21 protein-coding genes are annotated in these 22,939 nt (G+C 64.3%); 5 read left to right on the top strand and 16 right to left on the bottom strand.

Features of this window, described 5'->3' with window-relative positions:
- Positions 1-4 precede the first annotated feature (4 nt).
- The 3 genes from IPF85_RS08975 (at position 5) to IPF85_RS08965 (ending at position 4,005) form a co-directional block, all read left to right on the top strand.
- On the top strand, positions 5-1,330 hold the full coding sequence (locus IPF85_RS08975; RefSeq protein WP_343407739.1) for an MFS transporter: 1,326 nt from the start codon (positions 5-7) through the stop codon (positions 1,328-1,330).
- A gap of 90 nt (positions 1,331-1,420) precedes the next feature.
- A complete protein-coding gene (locus tag IPF85_RS08970; RefSeq protein WP_343407738.1) occupies positions 1,421-3,133 on the top strand; it encodes a thiamine pyrophosphate-binding protein in 1,713 nt (570 codons plus the stop codon).
- Positions 3,134-3,177: 44 nt separating this feature from the next.
- Positions 3,178-4,005: an SDR family NAD(P)-dependent oxidoreductase gene (locus IPF85_RS08965; RefSeq protein ID WP_343407737.1), complete on the top strand. Its 828-nt coding sequence runs from the start codon at positions 3,178-3,180 to the stop codon at positions 4,003-4,005.
- Positions 4,006-4,277: 272 nt separating this feature from the next.
- Here the strand turns inward: IPF85_RS08965 and IPF85_RS08960 are convergent, their stop codons facing one another.
- Both IPF85_RS08960 and IPF85_RS08955 read right to left on the bottom strand, forming a co-directional pair.
- A complete protein-coding gene (locus IPF85_RS08960; RefSeq protein ID WP_343407736.1) occupies positions 4,278-5,087 on the bottom strand; it encodes a DUF1670 domain-containing protein in 810 nt (269 codons plus the stop codon).
- Positions 5,084-5,887 carry a DUF1670 domain-containing protein gene (locus IPF85_RS08955; protein ID WP_343407735.1) on the bottom strand — a complete coding sequence of 268 codons (804 nt, stop codon included), beginning with the start codon at positions 5,885-5,887 and terminating at the stop codon, positions 5,084-5,086. The genes IPF85_RS08960 and IPF85_RS08955 overlap by 4 nt, the downstream gene beginning before the upstream one ends.
- 592 nt (positions 5,888-6,479) lie before the next feature.
- On the opposite strand from IPF85_RS08955, the gene IPF85_RS08950 reads away from it, so the two are divergent.
- Positions 6,480-7,472, top strand: a complete 993-nt coding sequence (locus IPF85_RS08950; protein ID WP_343407734.1) for a hypothetical protein — start codon at positions 6,480-6,482, stop codon at positions 7,470-7,472.
- A gap of 91 nt (positions 7,473-7,563) precedes the next feature.
- Here IPF85_RS08950 and IPF85_RS08945 read toward each other — a convergent pair whose 3' ends face one another.
- From IPF85_RS08945 to recN, 14 genes are all read right to left on the bottom strand, one after another.
- A complete protein-coding gene (locus IPF85_RS08945; RefSeq protein WP_343407733.1) occupies positions 7,564-8,901 on the bottom strand; it encodes an ABC transporter substrate-binding protein in 1,338 nt (445 codons plus the stop codon).
- A gap of 371 nt (positions 8,902-9,272) precedes the next feature.
- On the bottom strand, positions 9,273-10,085 hold the full coding sequence (locus IPF85_RS08940; protein ID WP_343407732.1) for a carbohydrate ABC transporter permease: 813 nt from the start codon (positions 10,083-10,085) through the stop codon (positions 9,273-9,275).
- Positions 10,082-11,026, bottom strand: coding sequence for a sugar ABC transporter permease (locus tag IPF85_RS08935; RefSeq protein WP_343407731.1), 945 nt, complete (start codon positions 11,024-11,026; stop codon positions 10,082-10,084). The genes IPF85_RS08940 and IPF85_RS08935 overlap by 4 nt, the downstream gene beginning before the upstream one ends.
- A 40-nt stretch (positions 11,027-11,066) precedes the next feature.
- Positions 11,067-11,891, bottom strand: coding sequence for a DUF4058 family protein (locus tag IPF85_RS08930; RefSeq protein ID WP_343407730.1), 825 nt, complete (start codon positions 11,889-11,891; stop codon positions 11,067-11,069).
- A gap of 57 nt (positions 11,892-11,948) precedes the next feature.
- Complete coding sequence (gene cofE, locus IPF85_RS08925; RefSeq protein ID WP_343407729.1) at positions 11,949-12,710, bottom strand: coenzyme F420-0:L-glutamate ligase; 762 nt, start codon at positions 12,708-12,710, stop codon at positions 11,949-11,951.
- Positions 12,692-12,835, bottom strand: coding sequence for a hypothetical protein (locus IPF85_RS08920; protein WP_343407728.1), 144 nt, complete (start codon positions 12,833-12,835; stop codon positions 12,692-12,694). Before IPF85_RS08920 ends, cofE begins: the two co-directional genes overlap by 19 nt.
- A gap of 22 nt (positions 12,836-12,857) precedes the next feature.
- A complete protein-coding gene (npdG, locus tag IPF85_RS08915) occupies positions 12,858-13,538 on the bottom strand; it encodes an NADPH-dependent F420 reductase (RefSeq protein ID WP_343407727.1) in 681 nt (226 codons plus the stop codon).
- Positions 13,539-13,572: 34 nt separating this feature from the next.
- Positions 13,573-14,667: a transcription termination factor Rho gene (gene rho / locus IPF85_RS08910; RefSeq protein ID WP_343407726.1), complete on the bottom strand. Its 1,095-nt coding sequence runs from the start codon at positions 14,665-14,667 to the stop codon at positions 13,573-13,575.
- A complete protein-coding gene (locus IPF85_RS08905; protein WP_343407725.1) occupies positions 14,660-14,863 on the bottom strand; it encodes a YwbE family protein in 204 nt (67 codons plus the stop codon). Before IPF85_RS08905 ends, rho begins: the two co-directional genes overlap by 8 nt.
- A gap of 30 nt (positions 14,864-14,893) precedes the next feature.
- A complete protein-coding gene (locus IPF85_RS08900) occupies positions 14,894-16,276 on the bottom strand; it encodes a dipeptidase (RefSeq protein ID WP_343407724.1) in 1,383 nt (460 codons plus the stop codon).
- Complete coding sequence (pepF, locus tag IPF85_RS08895) at positions 16,273-18,138, bottom strand: oligoendopeptidase F (RefSeq protein WP_343407723.1); 1,866 nt, start codon at positions 18,136-18,138, stop codon at positions 16,273-16,275. Before pepF ends, IPF85_RS08900 begins: the two co-directional genes overlap by 4 nt.
- A gap of 13 nt (positions 18,139-18,151) precedes the next feature.
- Positions 18,152-19,060 carry an NYN domain-containing protein gene (locus IPF85_RS08890; RefSeq protein ID WP_343407722.1) on the bottom strand — a complete coding sequence of 303 codons (909 nt, stop codon included), beginning with the start codon at positions 19,058-19,060 and terminating at the stop codon, positions 18,152-18,154.
- A 31-nt stretch (positions 19,061-19,091) separates the two neighbouring features.
- On the bottom strand, positions 19,092-19,718 hold the full coding sequence (locus tag IPF85_RS08885) for a Uma2 family endonuclease (protein ID WP_343407721.1): 627 nt from the start codon (positions 19,716-19,718) through the stop codon (positions 19,092-19,094).
- A gap of 8 nt (positions 19,719-19,726) precedes the next feature.
- Positions 19,727-21,535 (bottom strand): DNA repair protein RecN, encoded by a 1,809-nt coding sequence (gene recN / locus IPF85_RS08880; protein ID WP_343407720.1) that lies wholly within the window; start codon positions 21,533-21,535, stop codon positions 19,727-19,729.
- Between the two features lie 303 nt (positions 21,536-21,838).
- On the opposite strand from recN, the gene IPF85_RS08875 reads away from it, so the two are divergent.
- Positions 21,839-22,879 carry an ABC transporter substrate-binding protein gene (locus tag IPF85_RS08875; RefSeq protein ID WP_343407719.1) on the top strand — a complete coding sequence of 347 codons (1,041 nt, stop codon included), beginning with the start codon at positions 21,839-21,841 and terminating at the stop codon, positions 22,877-22,879.
- The last annotated feature ends 60 nt before the right edge of the window (positions 22,880-22,939 follow it).

Below are 22,939 nucleotides of genomic sequence, written 5' to 3'. Positions count from 1 at the left end.
GCTGATGAGTGCTGTGATGAAACCATTGTCCACCAACCGCGAACGCTGGGCCTGGTACCTGTACGACTTTGCCAACTCGTCGTACGCCGCCGTGGTTCTGCTGGCCGTCTACTCCGCCTACTTCAAGAACGAAGTGGTGGGCGGCGCCGAGGGAACACGGCTGTGGGGTCTCTCGATCTCCATCGCCATGATCGTGGTCGCCATTCTTTCCCCCTTCCTCGGCGCCATCGCTGATTTTTCCGCCAGCAAGAAACGCTTCTTGCTCATTTTCACCTCCATCACCTGCGCGTTCACCAGTCTGCTCTTCTTCGTGCAGAAGGGCGACATCGTCATGGGCATGATCTTCTTCATCCTGGCCGAAATCGGCTACCGCAGTGCGCAGGTCTTCTACAACGCCCTGCTGACCGAGATCGCGGCGCCGGCCGAGATCGGCCGCGTCTCCGGCACCGGCTGGGCCATCGGCTCCGCGGGCGGCGTCGTGATTCTGCTCATCATCCTGCCCCTGATCGTGTTCATCAAGGGCGCCTTCATCGTGCGGGTGTCGCTGGTCATTACCGGACTTTTCTTTGCCGTCTTTGCCGTGCCCATCTTCCTGTGGCTGCGCGAGCGCGGCCGGGCGCAGCAGCTCCCTGCGGGCGAGACTTACTTCAGCATGGCCTTGCAGCAGGTGAAAAGCACTATCCGCACCGCACGCCAGTTCCGCGAGTTTCTCAAGTTCATGCTGGCGGTGCTGCTGTACGATGACGGCATCATCATGGCGCTCGACTTTGCCGCCATCATCGGCGCGGTCCTCTTCGGCATGAATCAAACCATGCTCATCGTCTTCGTCATCATCGTCCAGGTGACCAACGTGGTCGGCGCCTACTTCTTCGGTATCCTGGCCGACCGCTACGGCTGCAAGCGCACGCTGACCCTGTCCATCAGCATGATGATCCTGGTCGTCATCTGGCTGTACTTCAACCAGACCCAGACCGGCTTCCTCATCATCGGCGCTTTTGCCGGCATCGCCATGGCCGGCGTGCAGTCTGTCAGCCGCACCATGGTGGGTGCGCTGACGCCCCCGGCGCAGAGCGGCGAGTTCTACGGCTTCTTTTCCATTGTCGGGCGCACCTCATCCTTCATCGGCCCGGCCGTCTACGGCTGGCTGGCCGCCGAAGCCGCGCTCTGGTATGAGCGCCAGGGCGTCGCGGTGACCAGCGCCGAGCAGATGGGCCAGCGCATCGCCATTCTGTCCATCGCCGTCTTCCTGGCGGCCGGCCTGTTCATGCTGCGTTTCGTCAACGAAGAGCGCGGCCGCGCCACCGCCGCCGCCTATGCCACCACCAATTGACACGAAAATAATTCGTGAAAATTCGGAAAATTCGGGCAAAGCCCCCGCCCATCCACCGACGAAATTCGAAAACAAGGAGGTTTGTTTTTCATGACTCAGATGACCGGTGGAGAATTACTGCTGAAATGCCTCAAGGCCGAGGGAGTCAGCACGATCTTCGGACTGCTCGATGGCAGTCACAATTCGTTCCTCACCAAACTGCAAGCGTATGACATGCGCTTCGTGTCGGCTCGTCACGAAGCGGCCGCCGCGCACATGGCCGAAGCCTGGGCGCGCATCCGGGGCGAGCCAGGCGTCGTCATCGGCGGCATCGGCCCTGGCGCGGCCAACATGGTTTCCGGCATCGCCACCGCCTACGCCGAGGGCAGCCCCGTGATTGCCATCACCGGCCAGCGGCGGCGCACCATCATTGATCCCGACCGCGGCGGCGCCTTCCAGGTGCTCGACCTGGTGGATTTCTACCGCCCTGTCACCAAGTTCGCGGCCGGGCTGCGCGACTGGCGGCGCCTGCCGGAGCTGCTGCGCAAGGCCTATCGCATGGCCACCAGCGGTCGCCCCGGCCCGGTCTACATCGAAATCCCCGAAGACCTGCTGCGCGGGACCGGTGATGATGCCGATGCCCCCATCTACGCGCCAGACACCTATCGCGTCGGCCGCCTGGGGCCAGGCGACCCGGCGCTGCTGGCTAAAGCCGCTGCGCTGCTCGCCGGTTCCAAGCGCCCGCTGCTGCACGCGGGCAGCGGCGTCACCTGGGCCGGCGCCGCGCCGGCGTTCAACGCCCTGGGCGAACACCTGGGCGCGGTCATGACCACCACCCTGGCCGCACGCGGCGTCGTCCCCGAAGATCACCCGCAGTACATCCACATCCTCAACCAGGATGCCCTGGCCGCGGCGCGCGGCGAGGCCGATGTGGTGCTCGTCGTGGGCGCACGGCTGGGCGAGCTGGACGCCTGGGGCAAGCCGCCGCTGTGGGGTCAGAGCGAGGGCGCCACCCTGATTCACGTGGACGCGGACCCCGCGTCCATCGGCCTCAACCGCCCGGTGGATGTGGGCATCGTGGGCGATGCGCAGGCCGCGCTGGCCGCGCTGCTGGTGCAGGTGCAGGCCCAGACCGCGCCGCGGCCGTTGCACGATGGCTTTGCCCGCTACGGCCGAGCCACGGCGCAGTTGCAGGCGCAGTTGGCGCAGGCCCTGCGGCCGGGCCGGCAGGGCATCAACTCCGGGCAGATGGTCAAGGCCGTGCGCGAGTTCTTCTCACGTGACAGCATCATGGTGCAGGACGGCGGCAACACCAGCCTGTGGTGCGCCAGCTATCACCCCATCTACGGGCCGCGCAGCTATCTCTACACGGCCAAGTTTGGTCACCTGGGCACAGGGTTGCCCTATGCCATCGGCGCCAAGCTGGCCGCGCCCGAACGCCCGGTCTACCTGATTTCAGGCGATGGCGCCATCGGCTTCAACATTCAGGAACTGGAGACGGCGCGGCGTCACGGCGCGCCGATCATCGTCATCGTGGCCGTGGATGAAGGCTGGGGCATGGAGCGTTCGTCGCAGATGATGGCGCAAATGCCGGCGTTCGTAGAAACCGAGCTATCTCCTGGCATCCGCTATGACCAGATCGCCGCCGCCTTCGGCTGTCATGGCGAGATGGTGACCAGTCTCGACGGCTTGCAGCCGGCCCTGGCACGCGCCGCGGCAGCCGACCGTCCCACGCTCATCCAGGTCATGGTGGACCCGGAGATCAACATGGCGCCGCCCGGCCTGCTTGAATTCGGCTCCCTGGTCTACCGGGCCACCGATTAGCCACCCAATGAGCGGGGGACAGGCGGGGGAACAAGAAAACAACCATGAACCTTCAAGACAAAGTCGCGATTGTCACCGGGGCCGGACGTCGGGGCGGCATCGGTATGGCGGTGGCGCAGCGCCTGGCCGCAGAGGGCGCGCATCTCGTCCTTGCCGACCTGGCGGCGCCGCCATCCACGCTGCTGCACGGCGGTTCCGGGCAGTGGGAGGAGATGCTGGCCGTGGCGCAAGAGATTGCGGCTCTCGGTGTGCGTTGCCTGCCGCTGCGCGTGGATGTGACTCAAGCGGCGTCCGTGGCAGAGATGATCACCGCAACCATGCAAACTTTTGGCCGCATTGACATCCTGGTGAACAACGCGGGCGCGACCATCGGCCCGGCGCCGGTGGCGCAGATGGCCGAAGAGGCCTGGCGACGCACGCTGGAGATCAACGCGACCGGCACATTCCTGTGCTGCAAGGCCGCGCTGCCCGCGATGATCCAGGGCGGCCGCGGCGGGCGCATCATCAACATGTCGTCGCTGGCCGCACGCAGACCCCGGATCTACATGAGCGCGTACGCGGCCAGCAAGGCGGCCATCATCGCGCTGGGCGAATCGCTGGCGCAGGAGGTGGCGTCGTTCGGCATCACCGTCAACGCGGTGCTGCCCGGCGACATTGACACGGCGTTCAAGCAGTGGGGGTTGCAGTTGGAAGCGCAGGTCACGGGCCGACCCTACGAGGATGTGGTTCAAGCCCAGGTCGCCCGCATCCCCGTGGGCCGCCTGGGCACAGCCGCGGATGTGGCGCACCTGGTGGCCTGGCTGGCGTCGGACGAGGCCAGTTTCATCACCGGGCAGGCCTACAACATCACCGGCGGCCGCGAGCTGACGTGAGACCCTGGGCGCCGAATCCCCTTGCGCTGGCTGGCTGGTCCATCCATCGTCGGGCAAGCCAGAACCGATCTTGACGAGAAAGGCTCCTTACCCGGCGGGCCTGCGCAAGGTTGGGTTAATTGACGGCGCCTCGGCTCTCGCCCAACTCGCTTGCACCGTAGGTCACGTCTCCGGCGTGACGACGCCGTCTGCGGCAAATCATGCTTCGGTGCGTCAACGGGGGGTATGGCGAAACAGGAATTCCAAATAAGGTCAAATGAGCCTCGGGGCGCTCAGGCGGCCGCTTGTGCGGCCACCGCCGGTTCAGGCGAGTAGAAGACCAAGTTGGGTTCATACTCGCGGATCAACTGGACGTGTTCCCGCACGAGTGACGCGGCGTGCTTCGCGAGCGCCGGAATCTCGTGCAGCGGGAACTTCTGCGCGAGGGTGCGGGTGACTTCGTAGTCCTTGATGTAGCGATCTACGGCGTGCTGCGAGTGGTTAAGTTCGCGGGCAATGTCGGCTGGCGATTGCCCACGCAGATAACGGCGGATCACCTCGGCCTTGTGCGACACCGAGGGGCCGATATCATGCACTGTACCACGGATCGGCACGGTCATGGCATGTTCTTGCTCATATTGGCGCAGCAACTGACCCGCGTAGGACTCGGCCAGACCGCTGAGCAACGACAAATCCAAGAGGGTCAGGACGCCCCCTTGGTCATACGCCTCCTGACACCAGCGGACAAAGCGTTGCTGGTTGAAGGTGCGGCGCGCCGGCGGCTGATCGACGCCCTGATCCGCACTGAGCAGCGCTACCTCTGCGTCGGTGACCAGGTGCAGGCGGACATGCACCAGGTCGCGAATCTCGGGCGTTTTGCCCGTGGCCCCGTTGGCCACCGCCACCGCGGGCCAGTAGACATGCCGGGGCGGCAGGTCGGTGGCGTAGGCTTGCTCCACCAGCGTCAGAATATCGGCGATGATGGCGTGCGCCACGACGGGGCCGCGCTCGTAACCGTACTCGTTGAGAAACTTGTGGAGCAACTGCTGGTGCAAGGAGCGTTTGGCCCAGCGCGTTTCAGGCGTACTGGTTTGGGTTTTCATGGGATCAAACGCCCCCTTTTAATCTCGGCCGGCGTGGCCGTGGCCGCGTCGGGCGTGCCGAGCAGGATCTGCAAGCGGTCGTTGGCCGCCGGGCATTCTTGATACAGCGTCAGGTACTCCTGAATGAGGCGTTCAGACAGCCCGGTGGCGCTGCGGATGGCGGCGCGGTCCAAGTGCTGCGCCTGCAAGCGAATGATGCGCACGAAGTCGTCGCAATAACGTCGAATGGCGCCGATACTGTGATGCCGCCGGCGCTCGATCTCGCTGAAGGTGTAACCGGCGAGATAATCACCGACGATCTGCACCTTGTGACTGACGCCCTTGCCGATGTCTTTGACTTGGCCGCGTGTCGGGACCCGCAGATCTTGCTGCCGCAGTTCATGCACGTCGCGTTTGATCGTCGCCAGACTGCTGCACAGCAAACAGGCCAGGTCTTCGTGGCTGAGCAGCCCGCCTTGCGCCTCAGCCTCTTCGGTGAGCCGTAAGAGCCGCTGCTGCCGCAGCGCCGCGACGCCAGTGCCCAAGGCGATCAAATCATCCGGGCTGTGCAACGTCAACTTCACGGCCACCCGCTGGCATGCGGTCAGCTTCTGGCCCGCCGGACTGGCCTTACTCACGGCCAGGTAGGTCAACTGGCCGTTCTCACGCCGTTGGGGATAGTAGTCCTCGTCATAACGGCGCAACTGCTCGAGCAAGGTGCGCGCCACCAGCGGCGCCAACTGAAAATCGCGCTGGATACGTTCGATGATGGCTTCCCCCGCTTCTTTGGTCTGTAAGCGGGCAATGGCTTCAGATTCCATGTGCTCCTCCTGGGATGCTGCGTCATACGCTATTCTAGGTGATGATCTTCGTTTGGACCATTTGCTCGGCTGGGATTGCCAAATCCTCGCCGTGGCCGCCGGATTGCCAAATCCGGCGGGAGCTGCTGGCCGAAACGAAGATCGTCGCCCTATTCTACATCCCGAGGGTCATTTGAGCCTAACGTAAATGTGAACGGAATGGCTGCCCGTAAATGGGCCTGCGCTCCTCATTCGGGCGGTTTTGGCCCAAAATCCCCGAGATAGGTGGGCAGCAAGAGGGATTGTGGGCGTTGGAGAGCTACATTTGGAAATGCGGCGCCCCGTAGGGGCACCTTGACTTGAGCGAGCGATGCCCCCCCACACCCGTCGTCCCGTAGGGACGATTGAATGAGGCCGCCCCGAGCGCAATCTATACCACGACCGCGGGGGATGGATTCAACCGTCCCTACGGGACGGATACGGCTCGTGCGATGATGGATGGCTAAGGTCAGGTGTCCCTACGGGACGCGTCGCGCCCACCAGGACGGCCTGGCGCTGGCCAGTCACATGGATGGCTACATTTGGAACTGCTGATGGCGAAAGGAGAATTCCAATGGAAGGTGCAGATGCAGCGGTGATTGACTGGCTGCTGGCGGGCGACCCGGCCATTCGCTGGCAGACTCGCCGTGATCTATTGGATGAACCACCCGCGCTCTGGGCCGCGGACCGGGCGCAGGTCGCGCTGACGGGCTGGGGCGCCCGGCTGCTCGCCCGCCAAGACCCGGCCGGCACCTGGGGCGGCGGGCTTTACTCTCCGAAGTGGATTTCGACCACCTACACCCTCTTGACGCTGCGCCACCTGGGCCTGCCGCCGGACAACGCGCAGGCCCAGGAGGGCTGTATGCTGTTGTTGGAAAAGGGGTTCTACCGCGACGGCGGCATCAACTTCTTCAAGTCGTACAAGTTCAGTGAGACGTGCGTGACCGGCATGGTGTTGGCGCTGCTCAGCTACTTCCAGTGTCGGGATGAGCGCGTACCCCAGATCGTGACGCACCTGCTCGGCCAGCAGATGGAAGACGGCGGCTGGAACTGCGAACGACCACGCGGCGCCACACATGGCTCGTTCCACACCACGTTGTCGGTGTTAGAAGCCTTGCACGAATACGTCCAATTGGCGCCCGACGGGGCCAGCGCGGTGCAGACAGCGGTAGATCGGGCGCACGAGTTTCTTTGGCTGCACCGGCTCTATCGCTCGCACCGCACCGGCCAGGTGGCCGATCCCGCGTTTATCCGCATCTACTTCCCGCCGCGCTGGCACTACGATTTCCTGCGCGCCCTCGACTACTTCCAGGCGGTCAACGCGCCTGCGGACGAGCGCATGACCGAGGCTGTGCAGCTCCTGCTGAGCAAGCAAACGCCTGATGGCCGCTGGAAACAGGGGACCAACTGGGCCGGACAGGTCTTCTTCTACATGGAGAAGGTGGGTCAGCCCGGCCGCTGGAACACCCTGCGCGGCCTGCGGGTCTTGCGCTGGTGGCGGCGGTCAGAGATACGCACGCGCGCCTGGGTAAAAAACGTATCCCCCAGCGGTGGGATGTCTGAATAGTCAATATCGTCGTCTGTCATGCGGTCCAGACGTTCCCAGTCAGTTTCCAAAAGCGTCGAAATATCTTTTTCGTTCATAGCGGTTTGCCTTTCTACTTGATTGCAGACGCGGCCTTGGCCGCGGCGGCGGTGAGCGCGGCCTGGGCGCTGATGTCGGTGAAGAGGGCGGCTTCGATGGCCAGGCCGATCTCACGCGAAACCGGGGTGTAGGCCGGCACGTTGGGGCGCACGACCGCGACCGCCATCTGATCCAGGATGACCTGCGCCTGCGGGGTCTGTTTCAGGTAATCCTGATAAGCGGCCGACTGCACCACGGACTGGCGCAAGGGCAGGTAGCCGCTGGCGATGCTCCAGGCCAGGTTGGTCTCCGGGCTGGTCATCCAGCGGATGAATTCCCAGGCCGCGGCCTGATCTTTGGCGCGACTGAGGATGGCGAGGTTGGCGCCGCCCACGCCGGTGGCGGTCCGTTTGTGGCCGGGCAGGGGCGCCATGCCCAGGTTGTCCGGCCCCAGGGCCTTGCGCAGCGCGCTGAGGCGCGCGGTGGAAGCAATGGCCATGCCCACCTTGCCCCCCTCGAAGCCGTTTTCCGGCGGCGCCAGCGGCAGCGAACGATCCTTCTTCGCCAGGTCAACCCAGAATTGCAGCGCCTCCACACCGGCCGCTTCGTCGAAGCGTACCGCCTTGAAGTCATCGCTGAAAAGCGCGCCGTTGTTCTGCCACAAGAAAGCCAGCCAGTAATAGACGTTGCCTTCGTTGGCCTTGAGCGGCATGGTGATCCCCCATTGCTCCGGCGTGCCGTTCTGGTCCGCGTCCAGCGTCAGTTGACGGGCGATCGCGGCCAGCATCTCCCAGGTGACCGGCGGCTGATCGGGGTCCAGCCCGGCTTTTTGGAAGAGCGCCTTGTTGTAGTACAGGGCGATGTTGCTGAGCGCAAAGGGCATGGACCAGCGCTTGCCCTGGTAGCTGGCCGTTTGCCAGGCTTTGTCCCAGATGTCGGCGCCGGCCAGGCTGGAATCTCCTGCGATGAACTCGTCCAGGCTGACGAGCGCGCCGGCATCGGCCAGCTCTGACGACCAGAACTGGTCAATCTGCGCCATGTCCGGCCCGGACTTGGCCGCGAGGGCGGTGACGAGCTTTTCGCGCATCGTGAAGAGGGTGCCGCCATAGCTCGACTCGACCTGGATGGTGGGGTGGGTTTGGTTGAACTGCTGCACCAGCGCGTCGAACGATTGGCCCAGGGCGCCGCCGTAGGCGTGCCACAGGGTGAGGCGCGTGACGGTAATCGCTGGTGTCTGCGGCGGGGTGGTGGGGAATTGAGCGCCCGGGGTCGCCGGGCCGGTCGGGGTGGATGACGCAGGGACGCAGGCCGCCAAGAGAACGGCCAGGAACAAGACGAACAGCAGGCGCGCAGGCCTGGTCAACGCAAGCATAACGATCTCCTTTGGGAGTTTCGGCGCACCAAAAAGCCTTGATGTCAGGAGTTGTGCAGTCAGTTCGTCGCCCGGCGACTGCAAGTCGCTGCAACGATTGCGAAGCCCACCTGCGTGGGCCGGGCCCAGGACTGAAATGCACCCGTCACCGTAGGTCCGGTCTCCTGGCCGGACAACGCTGGCGCAGGGAAGCATACTCTGACGCAGACGGCATCGTCACGCCAGAGACGTGTCCTACTACGGTTTGGGAGTGCCGTTTTCACATCAACCACGATTACAGCGAAAGGTGATAGGTTTCCCTCCGAACCATCAGTATCTGGCAGGTGCTTGCTCCTGCCGCATACAGGCAACGGCGAAAGCCGTGTAATTTCTCAGAAGCCGTAATCGAACACGCGCACGCGGCGCTGAATGGCCGCGTAGAGCAGCAGCACCGGCAGGGTGGCGAGGGCGGTGGCCGCCATTAGCAGAGGCCAATCTGTGCCCAGCTCGCTTTGCAGCATGGCCAGGCCGACCGGGATGGTGTAGCGTGCCGGGGTCTGGATGATGACCAACGGCCAGACGAAGGCCTTCCAGCTCCATAGAAAGCTGAACAGGCCAACCACGCCGGCCGCGGGCAGGGCCAGCGGGATGAAGATGTACCACAGAACTTGCAGATGCGAGCAGCCGTCCATGCGCGCCGCGTCTTCGAGCGCGCCCGGCAGGGTCAACAGATATTGGCGCAGCAGGAAGATGGCGGTGGGATGCGCGAGGAAGGGCACAGTCAGCGCCGGCAGGCGGTCAACCCAGCCGAGCCAGCGCATGAGCAGGAAACTCGGAATCAGGGTCACTTCGGTGGGCACGAGCAGGGTGCCCAGGAAGAGCAGGAAGAGCAGGTCGCGTCCCCGAAACTGCAGGCGAGCGAAGACGTAGCCGGCCAGCAGGCCGGTGATGACCTGGCCCAGCGCCACGGCGCCGGCGACGAGCAGGCTGTTGGCGTAATAGCGGGCCAGGGGGATCGCGTGCCAGGCGTTTATGTAGTTGGCAAACGACGGAGGCCAGGGCCAGCGCAGGGCCGGCGCGGTCAGGGTGAGGGAGGTTTCTTGCAGCGATAGGAGCAGCATCCACAGGAAGGGGAAGATGGCGCTCAGGCCGGCGAGGGTCAGACCGGCGTGCAGCAGGAAAGTTCCGACGGATCGGCGCTTCATGCTGCAACCTCGGCGCGGCCCCAAAGGCGGAATTGCAGCCAGATCAACGGAATGAGCAGCACGAAAAGCGCCCAGCCCAGGGCCGCGGCGTAGCCCAGCTCGGAAAAGGCGAAGGCGCGTTCGTACAGATAGAGCACCAGGGTGGTGGTGGCGCCGGCCGGGCCGCCGCCGGTCAGGACGTAGACCGGGCCAAAGCTCTCCAGGGCGAAGATGCTGCCGGTGATGAGCACGAACGCGGTGATGGGGCGCAGCAGCGGCAGGGTAACGTACCAGGTTTCGGCCAGCCAGCCTGCGCCATCCAGCCGCGCGGCCTCATGCACCTCAGCCGGCAGCGCGGTCAAGCCCGCCAGGTAGACCAATACGTAGTAGCCGGTCTGTTTCCAAAGCGCCATGAGGATCAGCGCGGGCAAGGCCACATCGTTGAGCCAGGCGATGGGGCGCCAGCCGAGGACTTGCCACAGCAGCGCCAGCGGCCCGGCGTAGGGTTGATAGAGCCAGCGCCAGAAGATGGCCGCGACCACGGTGGTGATGGCGACAGGCAAGAAGATTGCCGTCCGGTAAAGGGTCTGCCCGCGACGCACCTGGTGCAGCGCCAGCGCGAGGAGAAGGGCCAGCGGCGTGCCCAGGCCAACCACGCCCGCGGCGTAGAGCAGTGTCACGCGCAGGGCGCGCCAAAAATCAGGCGTTTGCAGCAGGCGGGCATAGTTGCCCAGGCCGAGAAATTCGCGGCCAGGGCGCAGGAGGGGCCATTCCCACAGGCTGACGTAGAGCGAAATGGCGAGCGGGATGACGACGAAGATGAGGCCAACGAGGCCGGCCGGCGCCAGGCCAACGGCGACGGCGAGGTGTTTTTCACGCAGCTGCTCAGGGCCGCCGATTTCAAGGGCTTCGCCCAAGGTCGGCCTGCGCCGACCGGCCTCCGCGGTGACGCCGCCGCCCAAGGCGATTTCAATGCTCTGGCGTGCGACGAGTTCTCTGCGTTCAACGCAATCCTGATCCCGAAAGTAAGGTTGCCAGCCACGACGCGTCGGCCTCGCGCAAGGCCGGGGGCGGGGGCGCTTGCGTGTAATCGAGGCTCAAGTCATAGTCGGCTTCTTCGTACACCGTGCGCAGGGCGCTTCCCAGGTCGAGCGCCACGTCAGGATCGGGCGGCAGCAGGGGCGTCGGCAGAACCGGCAGCGGATCGGGCAGGTTCAGTGCCCAAAATTCCACCCGGTTGGGATTGTCGCTGCGAGTCAGGGCGACGGCGTAGGTTGCGGCCGGCATCCCAGAGAAGGCAAAGGGCCGCGTTCCCCGGCGAATCAGGTCAATTTCGAGCAGGTTCTTGCCGGCCGTCAGCAGCGCCCGACGCTTGCTGCGGTAACGATGTAGATCGGGCATGCGCTTGTTGGTTGGCGAAATCAGTTCGATCGCTGTGACCAACTCATTCGAAGCGGCATCGCGCACCTCCACGGTTACGAGGCGGCGCTGAATCGGCTCCGGCAGGGTGAGGACTGCGGTTGGCGGTGAGATGGGCAGGCTGCTCTGCGCGAAGGGGGCTGAAGGGACCGCCGCACGCGCCGGCGGCATCCGCTTGACGACCTCGATGTCCGGTTGGCTGCCAGACCCCGGTCTGTCGCCATTGGTCGGCGCGATTTCGATGCCTTCGGCTGCATCTCCCACCATGCGAATGGCCAGCCGCGCCACGTATTTGGGGCGCAGAAAGGGTTCGAGTTGGCGGCGTATTTGGGCGGCCAGGGCCAGATGCACATCCGGCCACAGGTAACCTTCGAGGTATGGATCCATACCGGGAAACAAGTAACGCATCAGTCCCTCCCTTCTGCTCGATTCGACTACAATTCTACTCGATTCCACTCGCCCGATCTAGCGGAACAGGTCGAGCTGCGGGGGACGCACGATTGCGCGTGCGGAGCCTTCGCCGGCCTGGAAAGGCGCGCCGCGCACATGCACGACCGGGCGGCCTTCGTCTGACTGCCCCATCAGCAGCGAGGCGGCCGAGGCGATCTCATCGGCCGTGCCCACCTCGGAACTGCGCAGGGTCATGCCGAACAGATCGGGATGGCCGCGCAGGTCGGTGACCGGGATGATGCCCGCGACGCCGATGGCAACGCCCACCGCGCCCATGCGCCAAGCGCGGCCGTGGGTGTCGTTGATGATGACGGCAATCTGCGCGCCGGTCGCGTCAGCCAGCCGCTCACGCAGGCACTGTGCGGAGCGGTCGGCGTCCTCCGGCAGCAGGGTCAGGAGGTCATCGCTGTCGCCGTCCACGTTGGAATGATCCACGCCGGCGTTGGCGCAAATCCAGCCGGCGCGCTGCTCGGTGATGAGCACGCCGCGCGCGACGCGCACGATGCTGAGGCTGTCGTCCAGGATGGCCTGCACATGGCCGGGGTGCTTGCCGGTCAGCGCGGCCAGTTCCAGCGCCTGCGCTGAGGGGGTCAGCTCACGCCAATGCAGCAGGCGCCCCTCGGCCTTGGAGACGATTTTCTGGGCAATGACGATCACATCGCCATCCTGCAAGGTCAACTCCGCCCGCGCCAGTCCGGCCAGGACGATGGCAGCCAGGTCGTCGCCCGGTCGGATGAGGGGAATATCGGCGAGGGCGGTTAGTTGAAGTTGGTCCATAGTGTTTCGATGCGCGTGCCTTTGGTCGAGTGAATGGTCTTGGCGGCCGCCACGTGTTTGATCCACTTGGGCGCCGGGTAGAGATCTTCCATCAGGTCGCACTGGTAGTTCGAGATGGCAACCATGCCCTGAACGCTGTTTTGCGCCCTAACCGCGCGGGACGCCGGTGAGGCGAATGCCCGCGCCTTTGATCTTGTGACGGATGCTGATGCCGATCAGCACGGCGGCCATGCCTTCGATGACGCCGGCGTTGGCCAGCGGTCCGGCGTCGAACGCGTCCAGCCCGGCCAGGTGAGCCAGCTCGATGGCGACCTGCTTGGCCTCCCTGCTGTTGCCCGCCACCAGCACATCGCAGTCCAGGTCATGATCGGGGTCGCCCAGGTGCTCGGCCGAGATGTCCTGGAACGCGGCCACGACCTGAACGCCCTCGCCCAGGAAGTTCTGCGCTTCCAGGCAGGCCGAGCCGGCCGCGGGGAGCTGCACGACGCTGACCCTGGGCGGCACCAGGGGCACGGTCACATCGAGCAGGATTTTGCCTTGTAGCGCGTCCTTGAGACCGCCCAGGGTCGCCAGGTGCGCCGCGTAGGGCACGGTCAGCACGGCGATGTCCGCCGCTTGTGCTGCGCTGAGGTTGTCGGTTCCGACGAGCGGATGGGCCACGGCGCCGATGCGTTCGTTGTACGCGGCCGCGGCCGCAGCGCCCTTGTCGGCCAGGCGCGAGCCGACGATCACCCTGAGTCCGGCCCGCGCCCAGCGCATCGCCAGGCCGGCGCCTTCCGCGCCGGTGCCGCCAAGTATGGCGATCGTTTGGTTATGCAATTCACTCATGATTCACCTTCATGTGGCAAAGATACTTCATAGGCTACCGCCTGGCCGGCGGGAGGTGCTGCAGCAGCTCAGTGTTGGTCGGATACTGGGCCAGGAGTGTCAGGAGATGGGTGAGCGCCTGCTGGGGCGGGTAGCCGGCCAGGGTGCGCCGCAGGGTGACCAGGTGCGCCATGTCGGTCGCGCTGACCAGCCGTTCTTCCTTGCGGGTGCCGGTGCGGTGAACATCAATGGCCGGGTACAACTGTTCCTGGGCCAGGTCGCGGTCCAGCACAATTTCACTGTTGCCGGTGCTCTTGAATTCCTCATAGATGAGCTGATCCATGCGCGAGCCGGTCTCGATCAGGGCGGTGGCCAGGATCGTGACCGAGCCGCCGTTTTCGATGTTGCGCGCCAGGCCGAAGAAGCGCCGCGGCGTCTCCAGGGCTGCGGCGTCCATGCCGCCGGAAAGGCTGCGCCCGCTGCCGCTGCTGCGGCGGTTGAACGCGCGCGCCAGGCGGGTCAGGCTGTCGAGCAGCACCACGATGTCATTGCCGCATTCCAGTTCGGTGCGGATGTGCGCCAGCAGCAGTTCTGCCAGGGCCGTGTGTTCGGCCGGGCTTTGATCGCTGGAGCTGGCAAAAACCTCGGCCGCCACCGTGCGCCGGAAGTAGGTCAGTTCCTCAGGGCGCTCGTCAATCAGCAAGACGACGATGCGCGCGGCCGGTCGCTCGGCGCGGATGGCGCGCGCGATCTGTTCCAACAGCGTGGTCTTGCCGGCCTTGGGTGGGGCGACGATCAGGCCGCGGGTGCCTCTGCCGATGGGCGCCAGCAAATCCACCGCGCGCATGGCAACGTCGCCGCCCGCGCCCAGGTTGAAGCGCTCGTTGGGGTCCACCGCAACCAGTTGTGTGAAGGGGGTGCGCGCCCGAAAGGCCGCAGGAGACAGGCCGCAGACCGAGGTGACTTCCATCAGTTCGCGGCCTGCCCGGCCCTGCTGAACTGGCCCGGTCACGGTAGCTCCCTCAACCAGGCCATGTTCCTGCATCAGTTGTGCCGACACACTGATGTCGCCCGCGGCCGGCTGCACCGCGTTGACCAGGCGCAGTCCGTCGCGACCTCTGCTCAAAATACCGCTGCCGATGTCAGACATCGGTCATCACGATCGCCTGCACCCGGCCAACCCGGCCGTCCTCCAGCATCACCTTGATGCCGTGGGGATGAGCCGGGCTGCTGGTCAGGATACGAGCCACAACGCCTTCGGTCACGGCGCCGCTGCGCTGATTCTGCTTTTCCACGATCTGCACCTTCAGGCCAGATCGGATATCACGACGTAACGGTAAACTCATTGAACCTCCAGTGGTTCGAGGAAGCGGATTTCACATCAGGCCCCCTAAGTTGTACAAGAAGTGAATGATGGCCTCGGCGCCGCGCGACCAGTTCGGCAGATACTGCCGCTCGTTGGGCGAGTGGATGCGGTCGCCCGGCTGGCTGAAGCCGGTCAGCACGGAATCAATGTCCAGCAGATGCTTGAGATCGGCCACGACCGGCACCGTGCCACCGCCGCGCGTGAAGACCGGCGCCACGCCCCAGACCGTTTGCAGCGCATCCTGCAACGCGCGCACTTCAGGCATGGCGCGGTCGGTCAACACCGGGTAAGCCACGTTCAGCTCCCTGACCTCACAGCGAACGGTCGGCGGCGCATGGCTTTCCAGGTAGCGCAAGAGCTGTTCTTTCACCTCGCGCGGGTCCTGATCCGGCACCAGGCGCATGGAAATTTTCGCCAGCGCCGAGGCCGGCAGCACTGTCTTGGAGCCTTCACCGGTGAAGCCAGACAGCAGGCCGTTGACCTCCAGCGTGGGCCGCGCGCCAATCCGTTCGGCTGCGGAGAAACCAGCTTCGCCCCACAGATGTGTCACGCCGGCCTGCTGGCGAAAATGATCATCCGTAAAGGGCAAACGCGCCAGTTCGGCCCGCTCTTCCGCGCTCAATGAACGCACCTTGTCGTAGAAGCCGGGCAGGGTGACGCGGCCGCTGGCATCGTGCATGCCGGTAATCAATTCACACAGCGCCTGGGCGGGGTTGTGAATAACGCCGCCAAAACCGCCGGAGTGCAGGTCGCGCGCCGGGCCGTAGACGTAGAGATCGTAGTAGGTCAAACCGCGCAGAGCGTAACCGATGGCGGGGATGCCATTGACCAGGCCGCCGGCATCAGCATTCAGGGAGAAGCTGCTGGCCAGCAGTTCGCGCTGGCCGGCGATGAAGTCGGGCAGGCTGGGCGAACCGATCTCTTCTTCGCCCTCGATGAGGAACTTGAGGTTGACCGGCAGGCCGCCCGCGTGCAGCGCCGCCTCGACGCCGTTCAGGACGGCCGTCACCTGGCCCTTCATGTCCGATGCGCCGCGGGCGTGGATGAAATCGCCCACGATGGTGGGTGTGAAGGGGTCGCTCTCCCACAGGGCCAACGGGTCGGTGGGCTGGACATCGTAATGACCGTAGATCAACACCGTGGGCGCGGCCGGCCCGGCGCCCAGCCACGAGCCGAAGACCACGGGATGCAACGACGTGGGGAAGATTTCGACCCGCGTCACCCCCGCAGCCCGCAGGCGGTCTGCCACCCAGGCAGCGGCGCGCTGCACATCTGCCGCGTACGCCGGGTCGGTGGACACGGAGGGGATGGTGAGGAATTCCTGATATTGATCGAGAAAACGCGGCTGTTGCGCACGGGCAAATGCCAACGCTGCGTCGCGTGCAGTGCTCATGAGTCGTCGTCCTTCTTGTCAGGTTGTGCGGTGGCCGGGACTGAACCGGGCTTTTGGCCCTCAGTCAACTCATCCAGGCGTGTGACCATGTCGGCCAGCACGGCAAAGGTGTCCTCCACGGCTTGCGGCGTCGTCATATCTACGCCGGCCAGCTTGAGCGCCTCGAGCGGGTAGAGCGAACTACCGGCCTTGAGAAACTCGCGGTAGGCTGCGGCCGCGCCCGCTTCGCCGCGCAGGATGCGGCTGGCCAGGGCATGGGCAGCCGAAATGCCGGTGGCATATTGGTACACGTAGTAATCGGCAAACAGATGCCCGAACGCGGCCCAGTTGATTCCCACCCGCTCGCGATCGAGCGCAACCTGGTCGCCAAAGCCTTCGGCGTACAGATCGGCCAGCAGGGCGATCATGTCGTCAGCCGTCACCCCCTGGCCGCGCTCCACCCGCTGATGCACTTCCAGTTCGAACTGCGCCAGGATGGGCATGATGAAGAAGTAGCGGAAGAAATTGGACATGCCCTCCTCGATGACAGCGATCTGAAAGGCCGCTGTGTTGGGTTGGGTCAACAGATAGCCGCGCATCATGGCCTGATGAAAATTGGAGGCGACTTCGGCCACGAACAAGGAATAGTCGGCATAGACAAACGGCTGCTGCTGCCAGGTCAGGTACGACTGCATCGAGTGGCCCATCTCGTGCGCCAGGGTGCTCAGGCTGAACAGGTCGCCGTGGTAGCTCATCAGGATGAAGGGATGGGCGCCTGGCGCGCCGGTGGAGAAGGCGCCGCCTACCTTGCCCGCGTTCGGCAGCACATCTACCCAGCGGTCCTCGTGTGCGCCCCGGCGCAGGATTTGCACATAATCGTCGCCCAACGGCTGCAGAGCGGCCGCGATGATGTCCACCGCCTGGTCGTAGTTGATCTGCGTCTTCTCGCCGGTCAGCGGCGCCCAGATGTCAAACGGATGCAGGGTTTCGACGCCCAGCGCCCGCCGGCGCACCGCCCAGTAGCGGTGCCAGGTGGGAAGATGCCGGCGGAAGGTGGCAATCAGGTTGTGGAAGACCTCAACCGGAACATTGACATTGAACAACGAGGCGGCCAACGTGGAGCTATGGCGCCGTGCGCGCATGTCGAAGACGTTCTGCTTGACCGATGTTTCCAGCGCGGTCGCCAGCGTGTTTTTGACCGCCAACAGGCTGTTGGTCTGGCTTTCCCAGGCCGTGCGGCGTAACTGGCGATCCGGATCGGTCAACAGCTCGCCCAGGTTGCTGAAGGTCACCTGCACCTGGCGGTCGTCGGATGCGCTGGCCGGGGCTAACTTCATCTCGGTGTTGCGCAGATGCTCCGCGACAGACTCGGCGCCGGCGAACGGCTCGGCCAGCATGCCCAGAAGCTCCTCGACCTCGGCCGAGCGCACATGCGCCTGCTTGCGGAACAGATTGTCGAAGTAATGGGCGTAGACGGCCAGCGCCGGCTCCGTTTGTTGCCAGGCGGCCAGGGTTTCCGCACCCAGGCTGAGCAGCTCAGGATCAGCAAAAGAGACGGCCGCGCGCGCCTGCCCCACCAGGCCAATGACCTGGCTGAAGGCGGCGCCGGCGGTTTGATCGGTCATGTCCACGAAATGGGCCATGCTGGCGTAGGTGTACAGATGCCCTACCCGGCGCATGACCCCTTCGACGGCGGCAAGCCCGGCCAGCAACGTAGCTGGCCCGGCGGATAGGCGGCCTTGAAAGGCGCGCACGCTGTCCAGGTCAGCCTGCACCTGGCGCAGCGCGGTCTCCCAGGCGGCCCAGGAAGAAAAGAGGCTGGCGGCGTTCCACTGGTAAGACAGCGGAATCTCGGCACGCGGGGGAAGAGATGGTTCGGTCACGATGGCGTTCTCCTCACTGAGTGATTTTTTTCAATCTGACGTTCGATTTATGCTTTTCCAGCATGGCCGCGGCCGTTTTGCGCACCTTGTGCTTTGGATCGTGCAAGGCCGCTTGCAAGGCTATCAGCGCGGCGGGCGTGGGCATCTGCCCCAGGGCCTGTGCCGCGGCTTCACGCACCAGGGATGACCCATCATGGTGCAGGCAGGCGGCCAGGCGTTCAACTGCGGCCGGCGCGGCCATCTGCCCCAGCGCCAGGGCAGCCGCGGCGCGCACCCGCGCCTGCTGGTGCGTCAAGGCATCCAATAGAAGGGGCAGCGCACGCGCCGGTTCGGCGAAGCGGCGCAGCCAGTGGACCGCGTTCTCCGCCAGCGTCACATCCTCGCCGTACAGGTGCTCCTGCCACCAGGCAAAACCGTGCGCCGACTGGCCGCTGAGCCGAGCGCTGTCCTTCTCGGCTGCCAGGAAGGCGCTGTAGAGATCGGCAAAAGCAGGATCGCGCGGGCTTGGGGTCTGGTCTGCCATCGCAGCTTCCGGGGCAGCCCGATTTGCCGGCGACAGCTTGCGGGCAAAATCGCGTGCGCTGATGACACTGGCGCCTAACTGCCGTGAGCGCCCGGCCAGTTCGCGGTCGTTCGTCACCACGGCATGTTGGCCGGGTTGGGCGCTCTGGCGCAGGAAGGCCAAGATCAGGTCGTCGGCCGTTTGCGGCCGCCGTGCGAAACGCACCTGCACGCCGGCGGTGGAAAGATGATCGGCGCGGCCGGGTGCATCGCCCGAATCGAAAAAGATGATCAGTGCCTTGCCGCTGAATCCATGATAAGCGCGCAGACGCACGATGAGCTGCTGCTCATCGTCGCGCGCCCCCAACTCGATGGAGGGCAGCGCGCCAATCAAATTGTGACCGTCAATCAGCAGGGACATGATGGCAGGAGTATACCATGTCTAACGCTGCTTACGCCAGGGCCGCATCGAGGACAACATCCACAGCAACGGTGAACCCGGTCAACAGCCGCGCATGAGCCGTTTCGCCGCGCCTGAAGATGCCGTATGGAATATAGGCGGCGTCGGTCAGGGTCAGGACGGTGATCGTTTCCATTTGCGGGTCAACCAGCCAATACTCCGGAATCCTGGCCCGCGCGTATTCATCGCGCTTGATTACCAAGTCACGCTCCCGGTCGCTGGCATCCCCGCTGACCACTTCCACCACGAGGTCAGCGCCCTCGAAGTAATCGTTGTGTTCACGCGCGCGATGGGCAGCGGCCATGAAGATCAAATCCGGCTCACGAAACTTGCCGGGCCACAGCCGCACGCGAAACGGCGCAATCAAGAGGGTGCCGAGATGACGGCTCGTGACAAACTCGAACAGCAGCCGATAGAGGCACAGAACAATCTGCTGGTGTCTACGCGTCGGCATCCTGAGCACCTCCAAGTGACCGTCTGAGAATTCGACCAGGTGATTCGTTTCCAGCGCCAGGTATTCCAGCTCGGTCCACGGCCGCGGCCTGCTGAACGGCGGTGCGCTGTCCCACACCGTTTCTGGCAACGGGCCTGACACGGCTGCCCGCGTCTTGATCGTCATCGTGAGTGTCACCCCCTTTGCGTGAAATCTACGGCCGCTGGCGGCGTGGTTTTGATCCGCTCGGTGTCAGCCAGCAGCGCCCGCGCATTCTCGCGTCCCACATCGGTGGGCGTGCCCAGCATCTGAGCCAGTTCTTCGATACGCGCGGCGCCGGCCAGCGGACGCACCGATGTGATGGTACGGCCGTCATGGATGTCCTTGGCCACGCTGAAATGGGTGTCGCCAAAGGTTGCCAACTGCGGCAGATGGGTGACGCAGAGCACCTGGTGGTTGCTGTTCAGGCTCCACAGCTTCTGGCCGACCACCGCGCCAACGCGGCCGCCAATGCCAACATCAATCTCGTCGAAGATCAGGGTGGGTGTCTCATCCGCGTGGCTGAGCACCGTTTTGAGCGCCAACATCAGCCGCGCCGTCTCACCACCGGAGGCCACCCTGGCCAATGGTCGCAGCGGTTCGCCGGGGTTGGCCGAGACCAGGAATTCGACCCGGTCGAGGCCAGTGCCGTCAAAGCTGACGCGGCGCAGCGCCTTGTCTTCCTCGCCGGCGGCAGGCGCGGCGCCGGGAAAGGCCGACGCGGGCAGCGGCGCGCCATCGGCGCTCTCCTGCCAGCGAATGTCCACCGCGAAGCTGGCGCGTGCCATGCGCAGATCGGCCAGTTCCTGCTCCACCGCGCGTGCCAGGCGCTCACCGGCTGCACGCCGCGCCTGTGACATCTGCACGCCCAGGGCGCCGATCTCGCGCAGGAGGCGCTTTTCTTCCTTCAGAAGATCTTCGATCCGTTCGCCGGCGTGGGTGATGCCGTTGAGTTCCGCCTGCGCGCGCTCGCCGAAGATCAGGATGTCGCCAATGGACTCGCCATATTTGCGTTTGAGGTTATAGATGAGCGACAGACGCTCTTCGGTCTGCTGCAGGCGCTCCGGATTGAATTCGACGCCGTCGCCGTAGTGACGCACCTCGCGGCCAATGTCAACGATCTGCTCGGTCAGGTCGCCCAACTGGCGCTGCAAGTCCTCCAGGGTGGGGTCAATGCGAATCAAGCGCCCCAGCGCATGGCTGGCCTGGCCCAGCATGTCCACCGCGGCGCGCTGTTCGTCGCCGCCATCTTCGAGGGCGCCGATGACCTGCTGGGTCAATTTGAGCAACTGTTCGGCATTGGACAGGCGCCTGAGTTCCATTTCCAGGGCCTTGTCCTCGCCGGGCGCCAGCCGCGCGGCGCCGATTTCGTTGACCTGATAGGTGAGCAGGTCAACCCGTCGCGCCAGCTCGCGCGCATCGTGCTGCAGGGTCATCAACTCGCGGCGCGCCCCGTTCAGTTGACGAACCACGCGCGCCAGCGCGCTGCGCGACTCCCCCAGGTTGGCGTAGCGATCGAGCAGATCCACATGGTGCTTGATATTCATCAGCGACAGATGTTCGCTCTGCCCGTGAATATCCACCAGCGCGCCGCCAATCTCCGCCAGCAGGGCCGTGTTGACCGTTGATCCGTTGATGCGGCTGATGCTGCGGCCGCCGCGGCGAATCTCGCGCGCCATGCTCAGCTCCCCGCCGTCGCTTTCCAGGCCGTTGTCGCGCAACAGCGGTTCCAGGGACGCGGCCAGGGCGGCTGGTAAGGCAAAGATGCCCTCGATCAGGGCTTTCTCCTGGCCGGCGCGCACCAGATCGGGCGACGCGCGGTCTCCCAGCAGCAGGCCAATCGCGTCAATGATGATGGACTTCCCCGCGCCCGTCTCACCGGTCAACACATTGAAGCCAGACCCCAAGGTCAGATGCAGTTGGTCAATAATGGCAAAGTCACGAATCGTCAGCTCGGCAAGCACAGATCGTTACGTCCTCTCCGTATGCAACAGTTGTTCTAGGGCCGATTATAAGGCCAAAAGTCCAAATCCCAAAACCGAAGATCAAAATTCTTCAGCCCAAATCACGAACCTGGGATTTTGCCGCCGTGCTTTGACACCTGGGCGTCTGTGTGCTATATTCCTTTCATGACTGCGGCTGTGCGCAGTTAGGAACGAGAATTAAATAAGTGTCCGAACATAGCCACCCCGTGGGCCGTTAAACCAGACAGTTGAGAAATTCTCGTTCCTTACCACATCTCCGTCCCATCTTCAAGGAGGAAGACCATGCGTTCTCGTAGCTATTCTGTTGTTGTCCTTCTCATGCTGGTTGTGATCATGGCGGCCCTTTCGGGCTGTGCCGGCGCAGCCAAGAAGGATACTGAGATCAACGTCCTCTGCACCCCGCAGGAGGAATGGTGCCAGGGTATGAAGCAGGAGTTCGAGGCTAAGTACGGCATCACGGTCAACTATGTCCGCATGTCCAGCGGCGAGTCATTGGCCCGCATCAGGGCAGAGAAGGACAACCCTCAGTTCGACATCTGGTGGGGTGGCCCCATTGACAGCTTCGTAGCTGCCAAACAAGAGGGCTTGCTGGAAGCGTACAACTCACCAAACTACAAGAACCTCCTCGATGAAAAGAAGTACAAGGACGCCGATAACACCTGGGCGGGCATCTACGTGGGAACCCTGGGCTTCTGCACCAACACCGATTGGTTAGCCAAGAATCCCGGCGTCAAGGCGCCCGAATCATGGGATGACCTGTTGAAGCCTGAGTTCAAGGGCCAGATCATGGTCGCGCATCCGTCCACCTCCGGCACCTCCTACACCGCCATGGCCACCGTCCTGCAGATTCGCGGCGAAGCGCCCGGCTGGGAGTACCTCAAACAGTACGCCGGACAGATGGCGCAGTTCACCAAGAGCGGCGCGGCGCCGGCCAAGTTTGTCGGCCAGGGCGAGGCGGCCGTGGGCATCGTTTTCTCTCACGACATCGTCAATGAGATTGATAACAACAAGCTGCCGCTGGTGCTCACCTTCCCCAAGGAAGGCACCGGCTATGAAATCGGCGGCATGGGCATCCTCAAGGGCGGCAAGCATATGCAGGCGGCCAAGCAGTGGTTCGACTGGGCGCTGACCGCTGAGGCACAGGCGCTGGGACCGAAGTACAAGGCCTATCAGGCGCCGACGGTCAAGGGCGTTGCGCTGTCGCACCCCGAGCTGCTCCAGGTCAACCTGATTGACTACAACTTCGACTGGGCCGGCAAGAACAAGAAGGTCTTCGTTGACAAGTTCACCAACGAGATCGCCGGGGCCGACCAACTAAAGTAGTAACCCACCCGTTGCCGAAGCCGGGTTTCGCAGAGAAACCCGGCTTCTCTTCATGGACAC

This window comes from Candidatus Amarolinea dominans, assembly GCF_016704685.1.
In the GTDB taxonomy this organism is placed as follows: domain Bacteria; phylum Chloroflexota; class Anaerolineae; order SSC4; family Amarolineaceae; genus Amarolinea; species Amarolinea dominans.
The sequence above is the reverse complement of the archived record's forward strand: the minus strand, read 5'-3'. Positions and strand labels throughout refer to the sequence as shown.

Bases quoted from the DNA above. Each gene is read 5' to 3' on its own strand.
- IPF85_RS08945 (WP_343407733.1), bottom strand. From the start codon at position 8,901: ATGCTTGCGTTGACCAGGCCTGCGCGCCTGCTGTTCGTCTTGTTCCTG.
- IPF85_RS08930 (WP_343407730.1), bottom strand. From the start codon at position 11,891: ATGCGTTACTTGTTTCCCGGTATGGATCCATACCTCGAAGGTTACCTG.
- IPF85_RS08965 (WP_343407737.1), top strand. From the start codon at position 3,178: ATGAACCTTCAAGACAAAGTCGCGATTGTCACCGGGGCCGGACGTCGG.
- IPF85_RS08940 (WP_343407732.1), bottom strand. From the start codon at position 10,085: ATGAAGCGCCGATCCGTCGGAACTTTCCTGCTGCACGCCGGTCTGACC.
- IPF85_RS08890 (WP_343407722.1), bottom strand. From the start codon at position 19,060: ATGTCCCTGCTGATTGACGGTCACAATTTGATTGGCGCGCTGCCCTCC.
- IPF85_RS08955 (WP_343407735.1), bottom strand. From the start codon at position 5,887: ATGGAATCTGAAGCCATTGCCCGCTTACAGACCAAAGAAGCGGGGGAA.
- IPF85_RS08960 (WP_343407736.1), bottom strand. From the start codon at position 5,087: ATGAAAACCCAAACCAGTACGCCTGAAACGCGCTGGGCCAAACGCTCC.
- IPF85_RS08975 (WP_343407739.1), top strand. From the start codon at position 5: ATGAGTGCTGTGATGAAACCATTGTCCACCAACCGCGAACGCTGGGCC.
- npdG (WP_343407727.1), bottom strand. From the start codon at position 13,538: ATGAGTGAATTGCATAACCAAACGATCGCCATACTTGGCGGCACCGGC.
- IPF85_RS08905 (WP_343407725.1), bottom strand. From the start codon at position 14,863: ATGAGTTTACCGTTACGTCGTGATATCCGATCTGGCCTGAAGGTGCAG.
- IPF85_RS08920 (WP_343407728.1), bottom strand. From the start codon at position 12,835: ATGGTTGCCATCTCGAACTACCAGTGCGACCTGATGGAAGATCTCTAC.
- IPF85_RS08900 (WP_343407724.1), bottom strand. From the start codon at position 16,276: ATGAGCACTGCACGCGACGCAGCGTTGGCATTTGCCCGTGCGCAACAG.
- IPF85_RS08875 (WP_343407719.1), top strand. From the start codon at position 21,839: ATGCGTTCTCGTAGCTATTCTGTTGTTGTCCTTCTCATGCTGGTTGTG.
- IPF85_RS08950 (WP_343407734.1), top strand. From the start codon at position 6,480: ATGGAAGGTGCAGATGCAGCGGTGATTGACTGGCTGCTGGCGGGCGAC.
- IPF85_RS08970 (WP_343407738.1), top strand. From the start codon at position 1,421: ATGACTCAGATGACCGGTGGAGAATTACTGCTGAAATGCCTCAAGGCC.
- IPF85_RS08885 (WP_343407721.1), bottom strand. From the start codon at position 19,718: ATGACGATCAAGACGCGGGCAGCCGTGTCAGGCCCGTTGCCAGAAACG.
- cofE (WP_343407729.1), bottom strand. From the start codon at position 12,710: ATGGACCAACTTCAACTAACCGCCCTCGCCGATATTCCCCTCATCCGA.
- rho (WP_343407726.1), bottom strand. From the start codon at position 14,667: ATGTCTGACATCGGCAGCGGTATTTTGAGCAGAGGTCGCGACGGACTG.